The sequence below is a fragment of the Streptacidiphilus fuscans genome (genome assembly GCF_015690355.1).
Taxonomy (GTDB): Bacteria; Actinomycetota; Actinomycetes; order Streptomycetales; family Streptomycetaceae; genus Streptacidiphilus; species Streptacidiphilus fuscans.
Map to the genome: position 1 here is coordinate 248,691 of NZ_JADPRT010000009.1, position 20,770 is coordinate 269,460.

Here is a 20,770-nt window from a genome sequence, read left to right on the forward strand (position 1 = left end):
GAGATGCTTCAGCGCGACCTGGGACGTCAGGGACTGCGGGTCTCCGCACAAGGCCTCGGCTGCATGGGGATGAGCCAGTCCTACGGCGTCGCCAACGACATCACGTCCATCGAGACGGTGCACCGGGCGCTCGACCTCGGCATCACCCTGCTGGACACCGCCAACGTCTACGGCGCCACCGGGCTGTACGGCGTCGGCGCGAACGAGAAGCTCATCGGCCACGCGATCCGGGGCCGCAGGGACGAGGTGGTGCTGGCCAGCAAGTGCGGCATCGTGGACGTCCGCCCGGGATCGGGCATGGAGCTGCGCGCGGACCCCGACTACGTGCGACGCTGCTGCGACGAGTCGCTGAACCGGCTCGGCGTCGACCACCTCGACCTCTACTACCTGCACCGGGTGGACCCGAGGACGCCGATCGAGGAGTCGGTCGGCGCCCTGGCCGACCTGGTCAAGGCCGGCAAGGTCCGCTACATCGGCGTCTCCGAGGTGACCGCGGACGAGTTGGAGCGGGCGCACGCCGTGCACCCGGTCTCGGCGGTGCAGAGCGAGTACTCGCTGTGGACCCGGGGCGTCGAGGAGTCGGTGCTGCCGACGGCCCGCCGGCTCGGCATCGGGCTGGTGCCCTTCTCCCCGCTCGGACGCGGCTTCCTGACCGGCGCGATCACCTCGACGGGCTCCTTCGCCGACAACGACATGCGCCGTGGGATGCCCCGCTTCCACGAGGACGCCTTCGACGCGAACCAGGCGATCGTCGAGACCATCCGCTCGGTCGCCGCCGAGAAGGAGGTCCTGCCCGGGCAGGTCGCACTGGCCTGGGTCCACGCCCAGGGCGACGACATCGTCCCGATCCCCGGCACCAAGCGCGTCGCCTACCTGGAGCAGAACGCCGCAGCGGCCGAACTGGTGCTGTCCCCGGCGGACCTGGAGCGGCTCGACACCGTGGCGGGCCGCACCGTCGGCGCTCGTCGTTGACGTCCCCATCGAAGTCCGAGCTGACGTCCGACCAGGAGGGGGCTGCCATGCGGGTCGATCTGCTCACCAAGGAGTACCCGCCGGAGGTGTACGGCGGAGCGGGCGTCCATGCCAGGGAGTTGGCACGGGAGTTGCGCCCCCGGCTGGACCTGCGGGTGCGCTGCTTCGGCGAGCCCAGGGACGAGGCGGGCGTGACCGCCTACCGGGAGCCCGTGCTGGCCGCCGGAGCCAACCCGGCGCTGCGGGCGCTCGGGGCCAACGTCGAGATGGCCGCCGACTGCGCGGGCGCCGACGTCGTGCACAGCCACACCTGGTACGCGAACGCGGCGGGTCATCTGGCGAAGGTGCTCCACGGCACCCCGCACGTGGTGACCCTGCACAGCCTGGAACCGCTCCGGCCGTGGAAGGCGGAGCAGTTGGGCGGCGGATACGCGCTCTCCTCGCTGGTGGAGCGGGCCGCGGTCGAGTCCGCGGACGCGGTGATCGCGGTGTCGGAGGGAATGCGCAGGGACGTCCTGACGGTCTATCCGACGGTCGATCCGGACCGGGTGCGGGTGGTGCACAACGGGATCGACCCCACGGCGTACCGGCCGGACCGGGGCACCGAGGCGCTGGACCGGTTCGGCATCGACCCGGCCAGGCCGATCGTGCTCTTCGTCGGACGCGTGACCCGGCAGAAGGGCCTGCCGCAGCTGATGCGCGCCGCCTTCGAGCTGGACCCGGCGGCGCAGCTGGTGCTCTGCTGCGGGCAGCCGGACACCCCGGAGATCGCCGAGGAGACCGCCGCCCTGGTGGCGGAGCTCAGCCGGACCCGCAGCGGGGTCTTCCGGATCGACGGCATGCTGGAGCCGACCCTGGTGCGCCAGTTGATGACCTGGGCCACGATCTTCGTCTGTCCCTCGCTCTACGAGCCGATGGGCATCGTCAACCTGGAGGCGATGGCCTGCGGGACGGCCGTGGTCGCCACCGCGACCGGCGGGATCCCGGAGGTCGTCGAGGACGGCGTGACCGGTCTGCTCGTCCCGATCGAGCAGGAGCAGGACGGCAGCGGCACCCCGCTGGACCCGGAGCGCTTCACCAAGGATCTCGCGGCGGCCGTCAACACCCTGCTCGGCGACCCGGAGCTGGTCCGCACGATGGGTGCGGCCGGCCGCTCCCGGGCGGTGGAGCAGTTCAGCTGGCGCCGGGCCGCGGAGCGCACGCACGAGATCTACCGGTCCGTGCTCGGCCGGGACTGAGTACAGCCGGGACCCGGCACGGACGGCAGTGGGGGTGACGCGCCTGGCGTCACCCCCACTGCCGTTCCCGTCGGCGGCCGTTCCTGTCGAGGGCCGTTCCTGCCGACGGTCAGTCGGCCTTGAGCTCCGGAGGATAGAGGAAGTAATTGGCGGCCGACGCCGCCTGCGCCCCCTCGTGGACCGCCGCGGTGACCTGGTGCGAGTGCAGCGCGGTGATGTCCCCGGCCGCGTAGACGCCGGCCACCGAGGTCTTCTGCTCGGTGTCGACGGCCACGTAGCCGGTGTCGGCCAGCCGAACCCCGAGCTTGCCGGCCAGCACGGTCTCCGGGGTGGCCCCCTGGATGCTGAACAGCGCGTCGAGTTCGAGCCGCAGACCGCCGTGGGTGGTGATCGCCCGAAGCAGGCCGTCATCGCCCTCGTGGCCCAGAATCCGGTCGTGGATCACCGGAATCCCCGCGGACTCCAGACGACGGCGGAACCGCGGGCTGATCCCGTCGGCCCGGCTGTTCGTCAACAGCTGCACGCGGTCGGTGAGGGCGTGCAGCTGCATGGCCTCACCGGCGGCGGCGTCGGTGTGGCCCACCACCAGGATCCGGCGACCGCGGTTCTCGTAGCCGTCGCAGGTGATGCACCAGAACATCGAGCGCCCGACGTAGGCCTCCCAACCCGGGAAGTGCGGGAAGTGGTCCAGCACCCCGGTGGCCAGCAACAGCGTGCGGGCACGCCAACTGCCGCCCTGCGCGTACAGAGTGAATCCCCGCTCGGCGTCGCCACGGACGTCGGTGATCCGGTGGTGCGCGATGCCGGCGTTCGGGTAGCGGGCCAACTGCTCCTCGGCCAGCTTCCGGAGGTCGACCGTGGCGATCCCGTCAGGGAAGCCCAGGTAGTTGTGGTTGACCTGGTGATGGGTGGAGCGGCCGTGCCCGGTGTCGAAGACCAGTACCTCGCGGTTGTACCGGGCCAGATAGATCGCCGCGGACAGTCCCGCGGGCCCGCCGCCGATGACGGCCGCGTCAACTGTGTTCTGTGGCAAGGATTCCGCCTTTCCTCTCGGGACCGTCCTCAGCTGAGGGCCGTCATGTGCGCCCGGGTCCGCTTGAGTTCGGTGAACCCGGGGACGGAGGCGACCAGGGCCAGCCCGTCCCAGAGCCGCGCTGCGGCCTCGCCGCGCGGGACCGGGCTCACGACCGGGCCGAAGAACGCGACCGGCGCGGCGCCGGAGTCCTCCGGCGCGTGCAGCGCGATGACGGGAGTGCCGAGCCCCTCGCCGGCCAGGGCGACCGCGGTTCCGTGCGAGGCGCGCAGGGCCTCCTCGTACTCCGCCGACTCCAACGCGTCGGCCAGCGCCTGCGGAAGTCCGGCCTGCCGCAGGGCGCTGCTCACCATGGCCACGGTCGGCTGGACGCGCCGGTCGTGCAGCCGGGTGCCGAGCGCCGTGTAGAGCGGGCCGAGGACCTTGTCCCCGTGCTCGGCCTGCGCGGCGACGCAGACCCGCGCCAGGGCCCGGGCCTCGAACAGGCTCTGCCGGTAGGCCTGCGGCAGCCGGGGGCTGTCCTGGAGCAGCGCCAGACTCATCACGTTCCAGTGGATGGTGATCGGGCGCAGCCGCTCGACCTCGAGGATCCAGCGCGAGGTCTGCCAGGACCAGGGGCAGATCGGGTCGAACCAGAACTCCGCGACCAGACGCTCCGGCGGATTCACCGCTGGGTTCGCCGCCGGGTTCAAGGTCTGCTGTCCAGAGAACCTGTTCATGGTGTCCGTTCGTCGTCGTAGTCGGTCGGAGTCGGTCGATGTCGAGTCGGGCGATGTCGAGTCGGGCGATGTCGAGTCGGTCGGAGTCGAAAGGGTGGCGAAACGGGTCTCAGGGACGACCCGCGCCGGTGAGCGTCGGGCCCGCGAGCGGTGACGCGGTGAGCCGGTCGATGGCCCGCAGCGGGATCGGCAGCCAGGCGGGACGGTTGTGGGCCTCGTACACCGCCTCGTAGACCGCCTTGTCCGCCTCGAACGCCCTGACCACGGCCGGATGGCGTTCGGGGTCCGCCCCGCGCGCCGCGGTGTAGCCGGCGCAGAAGGCCCGGCGGTTGCGCCCGACCCAGTCGGCGGCACGGCGCTCCTGGGCCTCGCGGCTCGGACCGGTCGCCGGACCCGCCGCCATCGCCTGCTGTGCGGCGTAGTCGAAGGAGCGCAGCATGGAGGCCACGTCGCGAAGCGCGGGGTGGAGCCGTCGCCGCTCCTCCGGCGTCCGGCCCGGTTCGCCCTCGAAGTCGATGAGCACCCAGCCGCTCTCCGCCCGAAGTGCCTGCCCCAGGTGGAGGTCACCGTGCACCCGCTGCACCGGCAGCGCCCCGGGATGCCGGACGGCCTCGCCGAGATCCCGCTGGATCGCCCGCAACCGCTGCTCGTAGGGCCGCAGTTGCGGGACATCCGCCAGTGCGGACTCCAGCCGGGCGACGGCCGAGGCGACGAGGTCGTCGGCCTCCGCGGCGGTCGGCGTCCGGGTGGACAGCTGCGCGGCCAGCGCCGCGTGGACCTCGGCGGTCGCCCGGCCCAGACCGCGTGACTCCGTGGTGAACGGAAGGCCGGGTCGGTCCGGACGCGGCGTGGCGGTGATCCAGTCGCGGGCCTGCTCGACCGCCATGCCCCAGCCGTCGCCCCGGGAAGGGATGAACTCCTGCAGGATCGCGAGGGTGACCGGTGCCCCCAACACGTCGGACGACAGCTGCATCCAGGCCATCAGATCGGCGCTGCGCACCCCCTCCGCCCGGTGCAGCGCGCCGAGCAGCTCCAGTTCGGGGCTGTCCCCGACAACCAGCCGACGCAGCACCTTGAGCACCAGGGTGCGGCCGAACATGACCGAGGTGTTGCTCTGTTCCGCACGGCTGACCTCGGCGGTCAGACCGAGCGGGATCACGCACCCCGGCGTCCGCCTCAGCTCGACCGGCCCCTGCCCGTCGGCGCCGGCCAGCAGTTCCAGCAGACGCCCCATCAGTTCCGGGTCGGCCGTGGCCTCGTAGTAGTCGAACTCCCCCGTCAGCGGACCCGCGCCCCGGCCGATGCGCGCTTCCGTGGGCACTCCGGGCGGCATGTCGCCGACGCCGACCAGCAGTTGGTACCACTCGCCGGGGCCGCAGCCGACCGTGACCTGGAACAGCGCCGGGTGTCCCGGTCCGAGCGCGGTGACGTGCACCTGGTCCAGCGTGGGCAGGGCCTGTTGTTGCTTGCCGGCGAACCATCGCTGCCGGACCAGCCACGGCGGCAGCAGCAGCCGCAGATCCTCGCGGAACTCCGCTCCGCCGGGCGGTCGGACGCTCATGCGGCGGACGCCTGGGCGCTGCCGCAGAGCACGGTGATGGCGTGGGCGAGGGAGACCATGGTCATGTGGTGGTGCCAGCCGGGGTAGGAGCGCCCCTCGAAGTCGCGCACGCCCAGCGGATCACTCACCTCGGCCAGGTCCCGCTCGACCCGTCGGCTCAGCATCGCCGTGCGGTAGAGCGTCCCGAGCGGGAGACGGGGCAGGTTGCTGAGCCAGAACTCGTGGGGGCGACGGTCCGCGGGATTGGCCCAGGCGCCGAGCAGGACCAGATCCTCCTCGTGCGATCGGGACGTCTGCGACCGACGGCTCAGCGGCCGGACCGCGACGGAGCCCACGGCCGTCCTGTGGATCGTGTCGGCGCCGTGGTTCCGCCACTCCACAGGCCGCCGCTGCTGCCGCACCATGGAGATCAGCGTGGTGGCCGGGTCGGCGTGGTGGGCGCCGTAGCCGTGGTCGGAGCGCAGCCCTCGGGAGCTGGCCGCGACAAGCCTCTCGGGGTCGTCGACGCGCACCACGAAAGGGATCTGATGATCCGTCAGTATCTGGCAGGTCAGCCGCGGGTCGCCCTCGCGCAGGTCCATGACCACCGGGCGGCGCGGCAGGTCCCATTCGACGGCCATCCGCACCACGGCCTTGACGGCGCACTGCTCCAGCGTGTCCGAACACGCGAATTCGGGAATGGCGGCCCGCTGCCGCAGATCCGGCTCCTCGATCCAGCCTGCGGGCAGCGAAATGCGCCAGTCCACCGGGCAGCTCACCTGCTCGTTGGCGAGCCAGACACCCACCCCCTGCTGGCAGTTCACCACCCTTCCGAATTCGGCGACGAATTGCCGGTCGACGCCGACGGAATGCCGCCCCATCTTGGTCAGCACCAGCGGCTGCACCACCCAGGCCCGGGGAAGGGCGGCCCGGTGCATATGGTGGGCCAGCGCCATTCTTACCGAGCCGCTGTCCCACGGTGACTTGCTGATGAACTGGTGGAGATTCTGCTCGAAGCTCCGACCCGCCCAGTTCGCCAGGGAGCGCACCGTCTTCTTACCTTCGGCGGCGAGCAGCCCGCGGACGTACATGTCGCCCCAGCGGCGTTGGTCACTACGCGGAATGGAGGCGAGCGTCTTCTCGATGACCTCGTCGACCACATCCAGGGACGACACACGTGTTCTCTTGTGCTGGTCGCCGGCCATTGGCCCTGCCTTTCACATCTGTTGGAGGGCATCCGGCCGGTGGCAGCAGGGACTTCGTGAACGAAGGTCAGACTTCGTACACGAAGGTCACTGTGACGGTGATGCCGAGGAGAAACACACAGGATTCGGGCGGGCGGGCGGGAGGCCTTCGGGCCTCAGTAGGCCGCCCGGGTCAGCACCCGGTCGGGCGCGAGTCTGGCGAACCTTCCGGTCCAGTCCTCGGAGACGGCGCCGGGCTCGTTGTAGAGCTCGAAGGTGCGGTTCTCCGCCGTGGGACTGCGGAGCGCCTGGACGCAGGCCTCCGCGACGTCGGCCCGGCTGACCCATCCCTGGCCGGAGTCGCCCTGCTCCAGCCGGACGCGCTCACCGGCGAAGTGCTCGTCGGTGAGCCAGCTCGGGCGGACGACCGTGTAGGGCAGACCCGACTCACGCACCGCGTCCTCGCCGCGCAACCGCCAGTCGAGCAACCTGCCGTAGGCGTTCATCGGGTGTTCCCTGCGGGTCACGAAGATCTGGCTGACCAGGACGAAGTAGGGACGCTCCCCCTCCGCCGTGGCCGCCGCGAGCACATTGCGGACCCCGTCGTACATCGTGGACTCCGGGCTGTCCGGGCCCGACTCGGCGGTGCCGGGCTCCACGCTGAAGACCACTCCGGCGCAGCCTCGCAGGGCGACGCGCAGGGTGTCGGCCTCACGGACGTCCGCCTCGAAGACCTCCACGCCCGACGGCACCCGTTGCGGGGCGTGCCGCGGGTTGCGGCTCACGACGCGCACCCGGGCGCCCTCCTCCGCGAGCCGCCTGGCCACCAGGCCGCCGACCCGGCCGGCGCCGCCGATGACGGCGAGTGGGCTGTTCATCGATTGCCTCCCGTAGGTCTGCCGTTCACATCCAGCGGAGGATGTCGTCGGCGGTTCTGAGTTGGGTCTCGGCGGGCAGCCCGGCCAGTGCGGGCACCCGGAGGCCGGGATAGACGGTGACTCCGTGGAATCGCGACCCGGCGGACACCACCGCGCCGTCGCCCACGGCCGAATAGCCTTCGAGCGTGGCCGGATGGTGCAGGTCGGAGCGGATCTCCACCATCGGGCCGATGTAGCTGTCGCTGATCTGCGCGTAGGGCCCGATGAGCGCGGACTCCCCGCACGCCGTCCGCAGCAGGGTGCTGCCCTCCCGGACGTCGGCTCCGTCGCCTATGTCCGCATGCTCCAGCCGCACCCGCGGGCCGATCTCCACCTCGCGGCCGATCCGCACTCCCGGGCCGATCACCACCGAGCCCTCGTCGATCTTCTGGGCGAGGGTGGTGCCGGTGACGTCGTCCTTGGCCAGCAACGTGCTCCGGTGGATCCAACTGCGGGCGCCGGGCTCGTCCGGCGCGTCCATCAGCCGGTTCATCTGGCTGTACTCGCCGTCCAGGACGTGCTGCAGGGTGCCCAGGTAGTCCGGGACGTTGCCCAGGTCGCCGAGCCGGTTGATGGTGTGCAGAGCCACCGCCTCGCCGCGCGCGACCAGCCGCGGCAACAGGTCGCCGCCCCAGTCGAGCCGCTGGTGGGACTGCCTCAGCAGTTCCGGCTCGCGGGCCAGCAACCGCAGCCGGCCGCAGTCCACGAGGTACATCCCGGCGTTCGTGGGAAGGGTGGCCCCGGCCTCTTCGACGCTCCGGGGGAACAGCGCGCGCAGGCGTTCCTCGTCGGGCTTCTCGACGAAGCCGGTCACCAGCCCCCGCTCGTCGGTCTGCATCACCCCGTACTTGCCGACGACCTCCGCCGCGGTCCGTTCCACCGTCGCCAGAGTCACCAGGGCCTGGGACGCCCGGTGGGTCTCGGCCAGTTCGGCGACATCGAAGTCGAAGAGGGAGTCGACCGGCAGGATCAACGCGCGCCCCTGCAGGTCCCAGTGCTCGAGGTTGTGCAGCGTGGCTCCGGCGGAGCCGACGTTGTAGCGGTCGAAGCGGGAGCGGGAGTACCTGATCTCCACGCCGTACCGTTCCCCGTGACCGAGCAGCAACTTGATCTGGTTGCGGTTCTCCAGGCCGTGGGTCACCACGTAGAACCGGCGAAGCCCCTGCTCCCGACAGGCGTCGAGCACCCACTCGATCAACCGTCGCCCTGCGAACGGGATGAGCGCCTTGCTGCGGATGTAGTCCGCAGACTTCAGGGTGATCGGCTTGGCGCGCTCGCCCCGCCCCCCGGCAAGAATGATGCCGACGATCTCGTCCTCGCCTGAACTCATCACGTCCCCTTCGAGTTGAGTCAGTCTCCTGGTCCGTTCAAGGACCGGTTGACCTCATCAACACTGCGGGTTCGAGGGCGTGACAGGCAGGTGCGCCGAGCACAGCGTTCGTCGGCGCGGCGGTGCTGGCGGCACCTGGGGCATGTCGAGAAAGATCACCGCACACGGTGAGCGACACAGGGTGTGCGGGCGGAACCGCCGGAAGTGCCGCCGCTACTTCCCGGCGCTTACTTCCCGCCGCGCTCGGCGGGGCGCTTCGGCGGCTCCGTCGGGTTCTTCGGCCGCAGGATGTGCCTCACCCGGTGCAGCCGCAGGGCCAGTTGGATCTCCAGCGCCCGGCCCGGCTCCTGCCAGTCGCCGTCCAGCAGTTCGCTGATCCGCTCCAACCGTCTCGCGACGGTGTTCGTGTGCACGTGCAGGGCCTCGGCCGCACGGGTGGGGCTGTTGCCCGCGGCGAAGTAGGCGTTGAGGGTGCGCAGCAGGTCGGTGCCCTGCTGGACGTCGTAGTCCAGGACCGACCCCAGGGTGTCCTGGATGAAGCTGGTGACGTCACAGTTGTCGGAGAGCAGCAGGCCGAGGAAGCCCAACTTCCGTTTCGAGCCGGCGGTTCCGGTGCAGCCGAGCACGGTGAGCGCCTCCAGGCAGCGCCGCGCCTCCTGGTAGGTGCGCTGGACCGCCCCGGCCCCGGTCATCGGCCCCGCGGAGCCCGCGGTGACCGGGTGTCCGAGCACCGTCGTCAGCTCCTTGACGATGGCCTGTGCGGCGGCGTCGGCATCCGTCCCCGGCAGCAGCAGCACGATGCAGCCTCCGACGACGTGGGTCAGCCCGGACAGTCGGTTGGCATGGGCCGACGCCCACACCACGGCCCGCCCCTGGGTGCCGCCCTCGGGTCGGACCACCACCACGACGTGGGGCTGCGCCAGGTCGACGGAGAGCCGGCGACCCCGCTCCTCCAGTTGCTCGGGGCTTGCCGACGCGCTCAGCAGATCCCTCAGGAAGTCGTCCCTGACCTGGCCTTCGGCCGCGGTGGTGCTCCGCTGCATCAGCAGCAGCACCGCCACGGTCCGGGCAGTGGAGGGCAGCAGCCCCAACTGGTGGCCGGCCGGGCTGGAGTCGGCGCGCAGGATCAGTGTGCCCAGTCGCTCCTGGTCGGCGTTGATCGGGTGCACCCAGAGCCGGTCGCCGGCCCGGACCAGTTCGCCGCTCGCCAGCGCGTCCAGCGTGGCGTCGGCGAGATCGGCCTCGTCGGCGCCGGAGAGGTCCGCCGTCGAGGCGAGGTCCCGGCCCATCGGGTCACGGACCACCAGCGCTGCGTCCAGCTGGTTCGCTGCCTCAGCGAGCAGGGTGGACAGACTGCAGCCGCCCAGCAGCAGGTCGGTCATCCGGCCGTGGAACTCGAGGTCCTGCCGGGCGGAGGTGTACGCGCGCATGGCCTGGTCGGTGCTGAACTCGAGCTCGGCGGCCTTCGACCGGACCTGGTCGGTCATCCGGACCTGCTCGATGGCCACGGAGGCGAGGTCGCTCAGCGCCGACATCAGCGCGATCTCCTCCGGGCTGAAGTGCCGGACGTTGCGGTCCGAGCCGTAGAGGACGCCGATCCGGCTCCGCTCGGTGACCAGGGGGATCGCGATGAGCGATCGGAGCCCCTCCGCCCTGACGACACCGTCGATCACCCCGGAGTGGGGGAACTGCTCGTCGGAGAGGTAGTCGGACGACCAGACCGGAGCCCCCTGGTTGACCGCCGTGTTGCCGAGCCCGCCCGCGTCGGGAATGCGGAACCCGACCGTGATCGAGGAGGCGTGCCCGTCCACAGCGCGTACGTACGAGTTGCCGTCCTCGACGTCGTGGAACGCGACCCAGGACATCCCCAGATTCAGCAGCAGCCGGGTGCGTCGGGTCACGACGTTGAGGAGGCTGTCGAGGTCGGAGCGGAGGGCGAGCTCACGGGCCGTGTCCAGAAGTGTGGAAAGGCTCGCCTCGCGTTGCTGACGGTGTGTGAATTTGCTGTTGATCTGCTGGGCCAACTCCTCGGCCCGGGTGAGCCGCGCCAACGTCTGCGGCGGCGTGTCGGCCGCTCGAGCAGTTCTGACAAACTCCTCCATATCCGTCAGAGGAGCGTCTTCGGCGAGAAACTGAAGGAATCGGAGCGCCCCGTCCTCCGAACTCGGGTTCACGCGAGGCATCCCGTCAATCTCCTTGCCTTCTGCACCTAGTTGCACTCCCCGTCGAAGCCAACGTAGGCGGCCCCACATGACGTGGTCAACTGTTCCCCGCACGAAGAACTGGCTGGTCAGGGGGGCCAAATTGTGCTGCGGCCACTATTGCGCGGTAGAGCTTTGTTGCCGGGGCACCTTTCTGGCGCTTCATCGGCCGTGGCAGGGTTCCGGTGTCCCGACGCACGTGGCGCCCAACACCACAGGAGCGAGGGACACAGGATGCTGGGGGGAAAATGTCACTGGTCCAGAGTTTTGAGTTGTCCCTGGAGAGAAGCAACCTCTCCTTGACCCGCGAGGACCGGCCGAAGGTCTTCGAGATGTGCGATCGCGAGTGGGACCTCCTCGACGAGGTCTTCGCCCCGGTGTACTCGCCGTCGACCGGAGTTTCGCTGGAATTCCTCGGATTGACGGACATTTCGACATCCGGACGAAATGGTTCCCTTCTGGAAATCGGCTGCGGAGCCGGCGTCGCCGTGGTGATGGCCGCGTTGACCGGCGAGGGGCGGGTGGTCGGCTCGGACATCAATCCGCAGGCCGTGGCCAACACCCGGCTGAACGCCGCGCGCCACGGCGTCCAGGACCGGGTCACCGTGCTCCAGGGAGACCTCTTCTCCGAACTGGCCGACGGCGAGCGGTTCGACACCGTCTTCTGGAGCTCCAACTACGTCCGCGCGCCCAAGGACTACGTCTACAAGAGCCTGCACGAAGCCGCCTACGTGGACGCCGACTACCGGGCCCACCGCGTCTACCTGACCGAGGCGCCGAAGCGGACGACTGACGGTGGATCAGCGCTGCTCCACTTCAGCAGTCGAGGGGACCTCGCCGAACTGCACCGCCTGGCGGCGGACTGCGGGCGCGAGCTGCGCACCCTGAAGTCCATCCAGGCGCGCGAGTCCGAGTACGGCGACCACGTCGTCGAGCACCTGCTGCTGGAGATCTCGGCCGTCGCCGACTGAGCATGCCCCGGGGGGAACAGCATGCGCACGTTGCTCATCGACAACTACGACTCGTTCACCTACAACCTCTTCCACCAACTCACCGAAGTGACCGGCCACGAGCCGGAGGTGGTCAGGAACGACGCCCCCACCTGGCGGACGGAACACCTGGAGGAGTACGACAGCGTCGTCATCTCCCCGGGACCGGGCACTCCGGGGCGCGCCGCGGACTTCGGCATCTGCCGCGAGATCCTGGAGCGGGCCGACCTGCCGGTGCTCGGCATCTGCCTCGGCTTCCAGGGGATCGGCCTGGCACACGGGGCCACGGTCGGGCTCGCTCCCGAGCCGCGGCACGGGCGCACGTCGCCGGTCCTGCACGACGGGGAGGGCCTCTTCGCCGGCCTCCCCTCCCCTTTCGAGGCGGTCCGGTACCACTCCCTGGCCGTCTCCGACCTGCCGGACGTGCTGGAGGCCACGGCCTGGACCCCGGACGGGGTGCTGATGGGACTGCGGCATCGGGAGCGACCGATGTGGGGCGTGCAGTTCCACCCCGAGTCGATCTGCACCCAGTACGGACACGACCTGCTGGCCAACTTCGCCGAGTTGACTGCCCGGTGGCGGGCGTCACGGACCCGTGGTCGCCGCCGTCCCGTCGCAGCCGCCGCTGCTGACGTCGCCACCGCTGCCACCGCTGCCGTCGCGCCGGCCCCGGTCCGTCGGCGGCTCCGGGTGCTCACCAGGCAGCTGCCCACCCGGTGGGACGCCGAAGTCGCCTACGACCGGCTGTTCCGAGGCGGAAAGAACTCCTACTGGCTCGACAGCAGCCGTCCGGACCCGGTCCAGGGCCGGTTCTCGGTCATGGGCGACGCCTCAGGTCCGCTCGCCAGGACCGTGCGAGCGGACGTCTGGAGCGGGACCGTGACCGTGGAATCCGTCGACGCCACCGAGGTCGTCGCCGCGGACCTGCTGGACTGGCTCGACCAGGACCTGCGCCGCATCCGGACGGACCTGCCGGCCCTGCCCTTCGACTTCGCCCTGGGCTGGGTCGGCTACCTGGGCTACGAGCTGAAGGCGCAGTGCGGCGGCGAGCTGCGGCACCGGTCGTCCGAGCCGGACGCGGTCCTGGTCTTCGCGGACCGGGCCCTGGTCGTCGACCACTTCGCCGGCACGACCCATCTGCTCGCGCTGGCCGAGGACGACGAGAAGGAGCAGGCCACGGCCTGGCTGGACGACGCCACGGCGGCGCTCGCCGGACTGACCGGAGTGCTCAGGAGCGAACCCGGCGCTGTCGCTGCGACGCCTTCGGCGGACATCGGGCTGCGGCATCCGCGCGAACAGTACCTGCGACTGATCGACCGCTGCCACGAGGAGATCACCGCGGGCGAGAGCTACGAGGTCTGCCTGACCAACATGGCCGAGGCCGAGCACGACCTCGATCCCTGGCAGGGCTATCGCCGACTGCGCCGCGCGCACCCGGTCCCCTTCGCGGCCCTGCTCCAGTTCGAGGAGCTCTCGGTGCTCAGCACCTCGCCCGAGCGCTTCCTCCAGGTCTCCGCGGACGGCGTGGCCGAGTCCCGGCCGATCAAGGGGACCCGTCCCCGCGGAGCGACCCCGGAGCAGGACGCCGCGCTGGCCGCGGAGCTCGGCCACGACGAGAAGGACCGCTCGGAGAACCTGATGGTCGTCGATCTGGTCCGGCACGACCTGGGCCGGTGCGCGGTTCCCGGCACGGTCGAGGCGAAGCAGCTCTTCGACGTGGAGAGCTATGCCACGGTCCACCAACTGGTGAGCACGGTGCGCGCCCAGCTGCGCGAGGGGCTCAGCGCCGTGGACTGCGTCCGCGCAGCCTTTCCCGGCGGCTCGATGACCGGCGCGCCGAAGCTCCGGACGATGCAGATCATCGACGACCTCGAGTCCGGCCCGCGCGGGGTCTACTCCGGGGCCATCGGCTATCTCTCACTCTCCGGCGCGGCCGACCTGAGCATCGCGATCCGCACCGCCGTGGTCGCGCGGGGGCAGGTCCGCTACGGGATCGGCGGAGCCATCGTGGCGCTGTCCGACCCCGCTGCGGAGTTCGAGGAGACCCGGGTCAAGGCGGCGCCGCTGCTGACCCTCACCGGGGCGTGCTTCCCGGGTCTCGTCCGGCCGGTGACGACTCCGTGAGAGTCGACTCCAGCGCCGACGCGACCTCCGCCACGTCGATCCCGTGCCGCTTCAGGGCCACCAGGGCGCGATGTCCGTCACCGGAGGCGTTCAGCAGGGTGTCCCCCCGCAGGGCGTGCTCCCGAGCCGCCGCTTCCAGGGACTCCACGGAGACCTCCTGGACGGTGTTCCAGCCCACGACCGAGTTGATGTGCCGAAACCTGAGGCCCATCCACGCCAGCCGCGGCGAGGCGGCACCGGCCCGCCGCAGCACGCTCCACCAGCGGTCGTCCAGCCGCTTCTCGCGCGCCCGATAGGCCAGCCTCGCCACCGCGAGCGCCGCCACGTCGGCCTGGGGCGAGCCGCCGGAGCCCACCGGCAGCCGCCCCAGGCGGGCGTTGACCGCCACGTCCAGCAGTCCGATCGGCAGCGACGCGGTGAAGGCGAGCCGTTCCAGGCGCACGCCGTTCGCCAACGCGCGCTCCATACCCTCCACATAGGCGTCCAGGACGTCGCCGAGCCGGCCCACCGAAAGGATGGGGGTGGACTCCACACTGATCCCCCGGGCCAGACACAGCGTGAGGGCCCGCTGTCCTTCCGGCGTCGCCGGCATCCGCACCTGGACGTTCGGACGGTCCACCTCGGACCACACCTGCTCGGCTGCGGCGACCAGCGTCGCGGCGTCATCCGTGAGGTGCGCCCCCAACCCCGTCGAGACCCATCCGTCCTTGCCGCCGGTCAGATCGAACACCGCGCGCAGCGCGTCGCAGAACGCCCGGACATCGGACCGGGAGGCGGCCGATCCGGCGAACAACCCGAGTAATCCGGGCTCTTCGGCCAGCGAACGCAGCAGTTCGGCCGACGTCCGTGAGCCCCCGCCGTCGGACAGCCAGGGCGAGACTCCTTCGGCGGCAAGCCGCCCGAGCAGCGCTCTGGCCTCCTGACTCATCATGACTACGAAGACTAGGGAGACCCGAAGCCCGCTGCCGACATTCCGTTTGTGCTTTGTGAGGTCGGGACCGGTGTGACCGGATCTGGCCCGGAGACGCGGTCCGCATCTCCCGCAGCGCGCGGGACCGGGAGGCGGCCGGGGTCGCCGGACGACGGGCCGCGGCGGGAGCGGGCGACGCGGCGGCCGAGGTTCTGCATCGGGAGTTCGACGTAGCGGTAGGTCAGCTGACTGAGGGTCAGCAGGATCGCGAAGAACGCGAAGAACCACGGGAGTTCCTGCAGCAGGCTGTGCGGACGGCCGAAGTGCGCGATCACCAGCCAGAGAGCGGCTATCAGCGGCACGTGGATCAGGTAGCTGGAGTAGCTGATCCGGCCGAGCCAGGTGAGCACGGCGGGCATCCGCCGCTTGCGCAGCAGCATCCCCGCTCCGAAGGTGAGCCACGCCGCGGCGAACGCCAGGTACCAGGACATCGGACCGTAGGTCCAGGTGCGGTTGACGCTCGCGCCCGTGTTGTAGAGGGCACCCGCCGCCACGCCGCAGACCAGGACCGTGCCGACCGCGAGAGCGGCCCAGCCACGGTGGATCTGACGCTGCTCGGCGCGGTAGATCGCGGTGCCGGAGAACATCGTCGCCAGGATGAAGAGCGTCTCCCAGCCGGTCGAGCGGCTGTTGAGGAAGACCAGGACCAGCGCGTAGCCGCCGAGCAGCGCGGCCCCCGCCCGGGTCGGCAGCCGGCGTCCGCTGAGCAGGCCGGTCAGGCCGAGCGCGATCACCACCAGGGTGATCACGGTCAGCGTCATCGCGCCGGTCCGTGTGATCAGGTATCCCAGCGGCAGGATCGGGCCGAGCAGCAGTCCGGCGACCCCGAGCCCGGTCGCGATCGGCGCGCTGCGGCGCTGCAGGCCGAACACGAAGAGCGCGGTGACCAGGTAGTAGAAGAGCATCTCGTAGGTGAGCGTCCACATCACCGAGAGACCGTTGTAGCTGCCGAGCAGGTCCTCCAGCATCGTGGCGTTGCCGAGCGAGCTGAGCAGCGGCTGTGAGTAGACGGCGGGCCCGACCCCACCGGCGTGGAACGGGCCGAGGAACACGACCGCCGTCACGTAGACGAGGATGCAGAGCGGATAGAGCCGGAACAGGCGGCCGATCCAGAACTCGCGGACGTCGCCCCGACGCTCCAGCGAGGCGGGGACGATGTACCCGCTGACCAGGAAGAAGGTCATCACGCCGTAGATGCCGAGGTCGAAGTGGCGGTGCACGGCGGCGGAAGGCTTCACCAGCATCGTGAAGCCGAGGTGCTGGAACACCACGGCGATCGCGGCGATACCCCGGACCACGTCCAGCCACCCCAGTCGGCTTGCGGGCTTGGGCGGCGCTCCGGTGATATTCACACCGAGAACCTACCCCAGCGGCGTTTTGCCGAGGAACCCGTGCAAACCGATCGTCCGAGTGACTGTTCTCCCTATTTTCTCTTACGCGCAGGTACTTGTGCGCCGCCTGTGAAGGTGTCCGTCTCCGCCCAGTGCGCGGGACGTGCGAGGTCGGACGGGATGCGGGTGGCCGCGTCACCCCGGGCCGCGTCCAGCTGAGGCTGGGTGAGGAAGAGCGCGTCGGTGAGATCCGCGCCCCGCAGGTCGGCGTTGCGGAGGTCCGCGCCGACGAGATCGGCCCGGCGCAGGTCGGCACCGCGCAGATCCGCCGCGATCAGGTACGCCCCGCGCAGGTTCGCGCCTCGCAGCACGGCACCGGCGAGCTTGGCGCCGATCAGGTCCGCGCCGCGGTGGTTGCGCTTGCGGCCCGGCACGCGGGCGCGAACCAGTTCGCTCACCTCCAGCAGCAGCTCGCTCACGCCCCCGCGCACGGCGGCGACGTCCAGCGCGGCCAGCGCCGCCGCGTCCCCGCGCGTGAGCGCGTCGACGTCGTCGTATGCGCGGCGTACGCGGGGGTGCAGCGGGGTCTCCGCGGCAAGGGCGAGCGCCTCCCGCAGGTGGCGCAGGAGTTCGTGCAGCTGTCGCATGACCGGGAAGGCCGCGAACATCGCGGGTGCGGAGTCGGGGTCACGCCGCCAGTCCACGCCGCCGAAGGTGACATGGGAGACCTTCTGTCCCGCACCGAAGCAGTCGAAGACCGTGCAGCCGGGGTAGCCGGAGTCGCGCAGTCGCGCGTGGATGCCGCAGCCGAAGTCGTCGAGCAGGTTGGCGCACGGCGTCCCGGCGCGCTTGTCGACGGCGAAGTCCGCGGACTTGGCGAAGGGCAGCGCGACGCAGCAGAGACCGAAGCAGCTGCCGCAGTCGGAGCGCAGCGGGTCGGCGCCCGGAGCGGGAGCGGGCTCGGGAGTCGGCTCGGGTGCGGGCGCGGGGGTGGGCGGTTCGGCGGGCATACGGACGATTTTTCCAGAGCCGGGAAGCCGCAGGCCCCGGTTTTCCGGCCCGGGCAGAGGAAAGGCCCTGCTCGCGGTCTTGACCACCCAGGTCCGCGAGCAGGGCCTCCACGAAGAAGGGGGAGCAGCAAGGGGGACGGCCGCTCCCCCGGCGGAGCCCCACAATCGGTGACGCGCCGGGGGAGACACGTCGACCGATCCCACAGCGGGGGCTCCGGATCCACGCACCGTGCGGTTCCTGCCAGACCTGCTCGGTACGTCTTCCACTCTGCTCCGGAACGCGGCCGGACGCATGCAGCGTTGGACCTGTTGTGAAGGGACCTAGGTCCCTTCGAGTTGACGCGGCAATTAGGTGGCGCAACCCGGCCGGGGCCGTCGACAGCGCTAGGCTTCGGCCATAAGAGTGAATGTCCATCAGGTGTGCGCAGGCGCGCGGGACACGGGCACATGGGCGGCGCACGACCGCAGGCACGGGATCGGCGAGAGCAAGGCATCGGCACGGGAGGGCGGGGCACCATGGGACAGGCCAGGAGGATCATCACCTGGGCCTTGGTGATCTTCGTGTTCTACACGATCATCACGTCGCCGACGCGTGCCGCCGATCTGGTCCAGGTCGGCTTCACCGGCATCTCCAACGCGGCGAAGGCCGTCGGCACGTTCATGACCAGCCTCATCAAGTGAGCCGGTCGGCCCGCCCGGCCGCCTCTCCGGCCACCTGCTGGGCGGCCCGGTCGGGCAACACCGCAGGTGAAGTACCCTCGGGGCACTCGAACCGACAAGGAGTGCCGCGATGATCCGCCACCTGGTCCTTTTCAAGCTGAACGACGGCGTCACCAAGGACGATCCGCGCGTCCCGGCCGCCGTCGCCGCCTTCGACAAGGTCGGCGAGACCGTCAAGGAGCTGCGCGAGTGGCAGCTCGGCTGGAACATCACCGACCGCGACATCGCCTACGACTTCGCCATCAACAGCCTGGTCGACGACCGTGAGGCGCTCCAGGTCTACCTGGCCCACCCCGACCACCAGACCGCCGCCGGTCTGTGGCGCGAGTTCGCCACCTGGGTGATCGCGGACTTCGAGGTCTGATCAGACGTCACCGATACGCAGGGCCATTGGAGGTGACATTCCCTCCGGTGGCTTAGCGGAAGCACTGATTCCACCAACACGCGTAAGGCTGGTGCTTGCCCGCATCCGTACCGGCTTGTGATGCTATGACCAGTTTTGCCAGATATGGGACTGGCACCGGACTGGCTCGCAGGAGCACACGAGGGGCGGCGTGGCGATGCAGGCACAGGGCACGCAGGGCAGTTCGCCCGAACCGCCCGGGGAGCCACTGACGCTGCCCACCGCGATCGAGCAGTCCCGGGTGGACGTACGCGCACTCACCCGGGTCCTGTTCGAGCGGCTGGCCGAACTCCCGGCCGGTTCACCGGAGCACGAGCGGGTGCGCGCGGCGCTGATCGAGGTCAACCTGCCGCTGGTCCGCTACGCGGCCGCACGCTTCCGCGGCCGGAACGAGCCGATGGAGGACGTCGTCCAGGTCGGCACCATCGGGCTGATCAACGCCATCGACCGGTTCGACCTCAGCCGCGGCGTCCAGTTCCCCACCTACGCGCTGCCGACCATCCTCGGCGAGATCAAGCGCTACTTCCGCGACAACGTCCGCACCATGCACGTGCCGCGGCGGTTGCAGGAGCTGTGGGTCCAGGTCAGCGGCGCCATGGAGGAGCTGACGGTCGTCCACGGCCGCCAGCCCAAGGTCCCGGAGATCGCCGCGTCGCTGCGGATCCCCGAGGAGGACGTGCGCGCCTGCCTGGACGCCGGCCGCGCCTACAACGCCACCTCGCTGGAGGCACAGCAGGAGCACGACGGCGGCCTGGCCCTGCTCGACCGCCTCGGCTACGAGGACTCCGCCCTCACCCATGTGGAGCATCGGGACATGGTCCGGCATCTGCTGGTCCAGCTCCCGGACCGGGAGCGACAGATCGTGATGTTGCGCTTCTTCGGCAATCTCACGCAGTCGCAGATCTCCACCGAGCTCGGCATGTCACAGATGCACGTCTCCCGTTTGCTCGCACGGATCTTCGCCCGCCTGCGCAGCGGCAACCACTGGGAGAACTGACCCGACGGGCCGTCAACGGCCCTGTCGCTGTGCGTAGTCGACAGTCCGTCAATTGCACTAATTGTCGGACAAATCAAAGCCCCTGGTTGCTCGTGACAGTGGGTTTCCACTCCGTGACATCTGCCCCTCGCGGGGTTTGCCGGGGTTGCTGCGCCGGTATCCCAGTGGAGGTACGGAGTCGTCGCCATGTCGACTCATCGATGGCAGGTACGCCGAGCTGCATAGCGCGTCGGCTGAGCTGAAGGGGGTACGAGCGTGTCCGATGCTCGCGTCCACAGCGCTGTGGTCCTCCCCGCCCCTCGGGCGGCCGGCGCGGAGGAGGACGGGCTCGACACCCGCACCCTCTCGCGCTCACTCTTTCTGCGGTTCGCGGAGCTGGAGCCGGCGCACCCGGACTACGCCTACGTCCGCAACACGCTGATCGAACTGAACCTGCCGCTCGTCCGCTACGCGGCGGCGCGCTTCCGCAGCCGCAACGAGCCGATGGAGGACATCGTCCAGGTCGGCACGATCGGCCTGATCAAGGCGATCGACCGGTTCGACTCCGAGCGCGGCGTCGAGTTCCCGACCTTCGCGATGCCGACGATCATCGGTGAGATCAAGCGCTTCTTCCGCGACACCAGCTGGTCGGTCCGCGTCCCGCGCCGCCTCCAGGAGCTGCGCCTGGCGCTGACCAAGGCGGGCGACGAGCTCTCCCAGCGCCTGGACCGCTCCCCCACCGTCGCCGAGCTGGCCGAGTGCCTGGGCGTCAGCGAGGAGGACGTCGTCGAGGGCCTGGCCGTCGGCAACGCGTACACGGCGTCCTCGCTGGACAGCGCGCCCGCCGAGGAGGACGGCGAGGGCCCGCTGGCCGAGCGCCTGGGCTACGAGGACGCGGCGATGGAGGGCGTCGAGTACCGCGAGTCCCTCAAGCCCCTGCTGGCCCGACTGCCCGCCCGGGAGCGGCGGATCATCATGCTCAGGTTCTTCGGGAACATGACGCAGTCCCAGATCGGCGAGGAGATCGGCATCTCGCAGATGCACGTCTCCCGACTCCTGACCCGGACGCTGTCCACCCTCCGGGAAGGGCTGATCTCGGAGAGCTAGTTGCAC

At 70.4% G+C, this 20,770-nt stretch carries 18 protein-coding genes; 8 read left to right on the top strand and 10 right to left on the bottom strand.

The window, feature by feature from the left end; all coding sequences use genetic code 11:
- Positions 1-3: 3 nt before the first annotated feature.
- Together I2501_RS22410 and glgA are read left to right on the top strand one after the other, a co-directional pair.
- Entirely contained in the window at positions 4-972 is a 969-nt protein-coding gene (locus I2501_RS22410) for an aldo/keto reductase (protein ID WP_196195935.1), read from the top strand.
- A gap of 47 nt (positions 973-1,019) precedes the next feature.
- Positions 1,020-2,210, top strand: coding sequence for a glycogen synthase (gene glgA, locus I2501_RS22415; protein WP_196195936.1), 1,191 nt, complete (start codon positions 1,020-1,022; stop codon positions 2,208-2,210).
- A 109-nt stretch (positions 2,211-2,319) separates the two neighbouring features.
- Here the strand turns inward: glgA and I2501_RS22420 are convergent, their stop codons facing one another.
- From I2501_RS22420 to I2501_RS22450, 7 genes are all read right to left on the bottom strand, one after another.
- On the bottom strand, positions 2,320-3,243 hold the full coding sequence (locus I2501_RS22420) for an NAD(P)/FAD-dependent oxidoreductase (protein ID WP_196195937.1): 924 nt from the start codon (positions 3,241-3,243) through the stop codon (positions 2,320-2,322).
- Between the two features lie 29 nt (positions 3,244-3,272).
- A complete protein-coding gene (locus I2501_RS22425) occupies positions 3,273-3,962 on the bottom strand; it encodes a mycothiol-dependent nitroreductase Rv2466c family protein (RefSeq protein ID WP_196195938.1) in 690 nt (229 codons plus the stop codon).
- 109 nt (positions 3,963-4,071) lie between these two features.
- Positions 4,072-5,523, bottom strand: a complete 1,452-nt coding sequence (locus I2501_RS22430; protein ID WP_196195939.1) for a maltokinase N-terminal cap-like domain-containing protein — start codon at positions 5,521-5,523, stop codon at positions 4,072-4,074.
- On the bottom strand, positions 5,520-6,677 hold the full coding sequence (locus I2501_RS22435; RefSeq protein ID WP_196195940.1) for an IS701 family transposase: 1,158 nt from the start codon (positions 6,675-6,677) through the stop codon (positions 5,520-5,522). The genes I2501_RS22430 and I2501_RS22435 overlap by 4 nt, the downstream gene beginning before the upstream one ends.
- 185 nt (positions 6,678-6,862) lie before the next feature.
- The gene (locus I2501_RS22440) at positions 6,863-7,564 is read right to left on the bottom strand and encodes an SDR family oxidoreductase (protein ID WP_196195941.1); all 702 of its coding nucleotides are present in this window, start codon (positions 7,562-7,564) and stop codon (positions 6,863-6,865) included.
- A 25-nt stretch (positions 7,565-7,589) separates the two neighbouring features.
- On the bottom strand, positions 7,590-8,933 hold the full coding sequence (locus I2501_RS22445; protein ID WP_196195942.1) for a sugar phosphate nucleotidyltransferase: 1,344 nt from the start codon (positions 8,931-8,933) through the stop codon (positions 7,590-7,592).
- A gap of 227 nt (positions 8,934-9,160) precedes the next feature.
- Positions 9,161-11,035, bottom strand: coding sequence for a helix-turn-helix domain-containing protein (locus tag I2501_RS22450; protein WP_236046904.1), 1,875 nt, complete (start codon positions 11,033-11,035; stop codon positions 9,161-9,163).
- Positions 11,036-11,406: 371 nt separating this feature from the next.
- Here I2501_RS22450 and I2501_RS22455 point away from each other — a divergent pair, with 371 nt between their 5' ends.
- Together I2501_RS22455 and pabB are read left to right on the top strand one after the other, a co-directional pair.
- Positions 11,407-12,105, top strand: a complete 699-nt coding sequence (locus tag I2501_RS22455; RefSeq protein WP_236046907.1) for a methyltransferase domain-containing protein — start codon at positions 11,407-11,409, stop codon at positions 12,103-12,105.
- A gap of 21 nt (positions 12,106-12,126) precedes the next feature.
- Complete coding sequence (gene pabB, locus I2501_RS22460; protein WP_196195945.1) at positions 12,127-14,247, top strand: aminodeoxychorismate synthase component I; 2,121 nt, start codon at positions 12,127-12,129, stop codon at positions 14,245-14,247.
- Here the strand turns inward: pabB and I2501_RS22465 are convergent.
- From I2501_RS22465 to I2501_RS22475, 3 genes are all read right to left on the bottom strand, one after another.
- On the bottom strand, positions 14,198-15,178 hold the full coding sequence (locus I2501_RS22465) for a transaldolase family protein (protein WP_196195946.1): 981 nt from the start codon (positions 15,176-15,178) through the stop codon (positions 14,198-14,200). The two genes, pabB and I2501_RS22465, sit on opposite strands and share 50 nt — an antisense overlap.
- An 11-nt stretch (positions 15,179-15,189) precedes the next feature.
- The gene (locus I2501_RS22470) at positions 15,190-16,569 is read right to left on the bottom strand and encodes an acyltransferase family protein (protein WP_196195947.1); all 1,380 of its coding nucleotides are present in this window, start codon (positions 16,567-16,569) and stop codon (positions 15,190-15,192) included.
- 71 nt (positions 16,570-16,640) lie between these two features.
- Positions 16,641-17,558: a pentapeptide repeat-containing protein gene (locus I2501_RS22475; protein ID WP_196195948.1), complete on the bottom strand. Its 918-nt coding sequence runs from the start codon at positions 17,556-17,558 to the stop codon at positions 16,641-16,643.
- A 516-nt stretch (positions 17,559-18,074) separates the two neighbouring features.
- Here I2501_RS22475 and I2501_RS22480 point away from each other — a divergent pair.
- From I2501_RS22480 to I2501_RS22495, 4 genes are all read left to right on the top strand, one after another.
- Positions 18,075-18,239 (top strand): hypothetical protein, encoded by a 165-nt coding sequence (locus tag I2501_RS22480; protein WP_196195949.1) that lies wholly within the window; start codon positions 18,075-18,077, stop codon positions 18,237-18,239.
- A gap of 109 nt (positions 18,240-18,348) precedes the next feature.
- The gene (locus I2501_RS22485; protein WP_196195950.1) at positions 18,349-18,642 is read left to right on the top strand and encodes a Dabb family protein; all 294 of its coding nucleotides are present in this window, start codon (positions 18,349-18,351) and stop codon (positions 18,640-18,642) included.
- A 196-nt stretch (positions 18,643-18,838) separates the two neighbouring features.
- Entirely contained in the window at positions 18,839-19,678 is an 840-nt protein-coding gene (locus I2501_RS22490) for an RNA polymerase sigma factor SigF (protein WP_196196042.1), read from the top strand.
- Between the two features lie 282 nt (positions 19,679-19,960).
- Positions 19,961-20,764: an RNA polymerase sigma factor SigF gene (locus I2501_RS22495; RefSeq protein WP_328806543.1), complete on the top strand. Its 804-nt coding sequence runs from the start codon at positions 19,961-19,963 to the stop codon at positions 20,762-20,764.
- Positions 20,765-20,770: the final 6 nt, after the last annotated feature.

Coding starts and splice junctions, on each gene's coding strand:
- I2501_RS22480 (WP_196195949.1), top strand. CDS start 18,075: ATGGGACAGGCCAGGAGGATCATCACCTGGGCCTTGGTGATCTTCGTG.
- I2501_RS22450 (WP_236046904.1), bottom strand. CDS start 11,035: ATGGAGGAGTTTGTCAGAACTGCTCGAGCGGCCGACACGCCGCCGCAG.
- I2501_RS22425 (WP_196195938.1), bottom strand. CDS start 3,962: ATGAACAGGTTCTCTGGACAGCAGACCTTGAACCCGGCGGCGAACCCA.
- I2501_RS22445 (WP_196195942.1), bottom strand. CDS start 8,933: ATGAGTTCAGGCGAGGACGAGATCGTCGGCATCATTCTTGCCGGGGGG.
- glgA (WP_196195936.1), top strand. CDS start 1,020: ATGCGGGTCGATCTGCTCACCAAGGAGTACCCGCCGGAGGTGTACGGC.
- pabB (WP_196195945.1), top strand. CDS start 12,127: ATGCGCACGTTGCTCATCGACAACTACGACTCGTTCACCTACAACCTC.
- I2501_RS22440 (WP_196195941.1), bottom strand. CDS start 7,564: ATGAACAGCCCACTCGCCGTCATCGGCGGCGCCGGCCGGGTCGGCGGC.
- I2501_RS22410 (WP_196195935.1), top strand. CDS start 4: ATGCTTCAGCGCGACCTGGGACGTCAGGGACTGCGGGTCTCCGCACAA.
- I2501_RS22490 (WP_196196042.1), top strand. CDS start 18,839: ATGCAGGCACAGGGCACGCAGGGCAGTTCGCCCGAACCGCCCGGGGAG.
- I2501_RS22485 (WP_196195950.1), top strand. CDS start 18,349: ATGATCCGCCACCTGGTCCTTTTCAAGCTGAACGACGGCGTCACCAAG.
- I2501_RS22475 (WP_196195948.1), bottom strand. CDS start 17,558: ATGCCCGCCGAACCGCCCACCCCCGCGCCCGCACCCGAGCCGACTCCC.
- I2501_RS22430 (WP_196195939.1), bottom strand. CDS start 5,523: ATGAGCGTCCGACCGCCCGGCGGAGCGGAGTTCCGCGAGGATCTGCGG.
- I2501_RS22465 (WP_196195946.1), bottom strand. CDS start 15,178: ATGATGAGTCAGGAGGCCAGAGCGCTGCTCGGGCGGCTTGCCGCCGAA.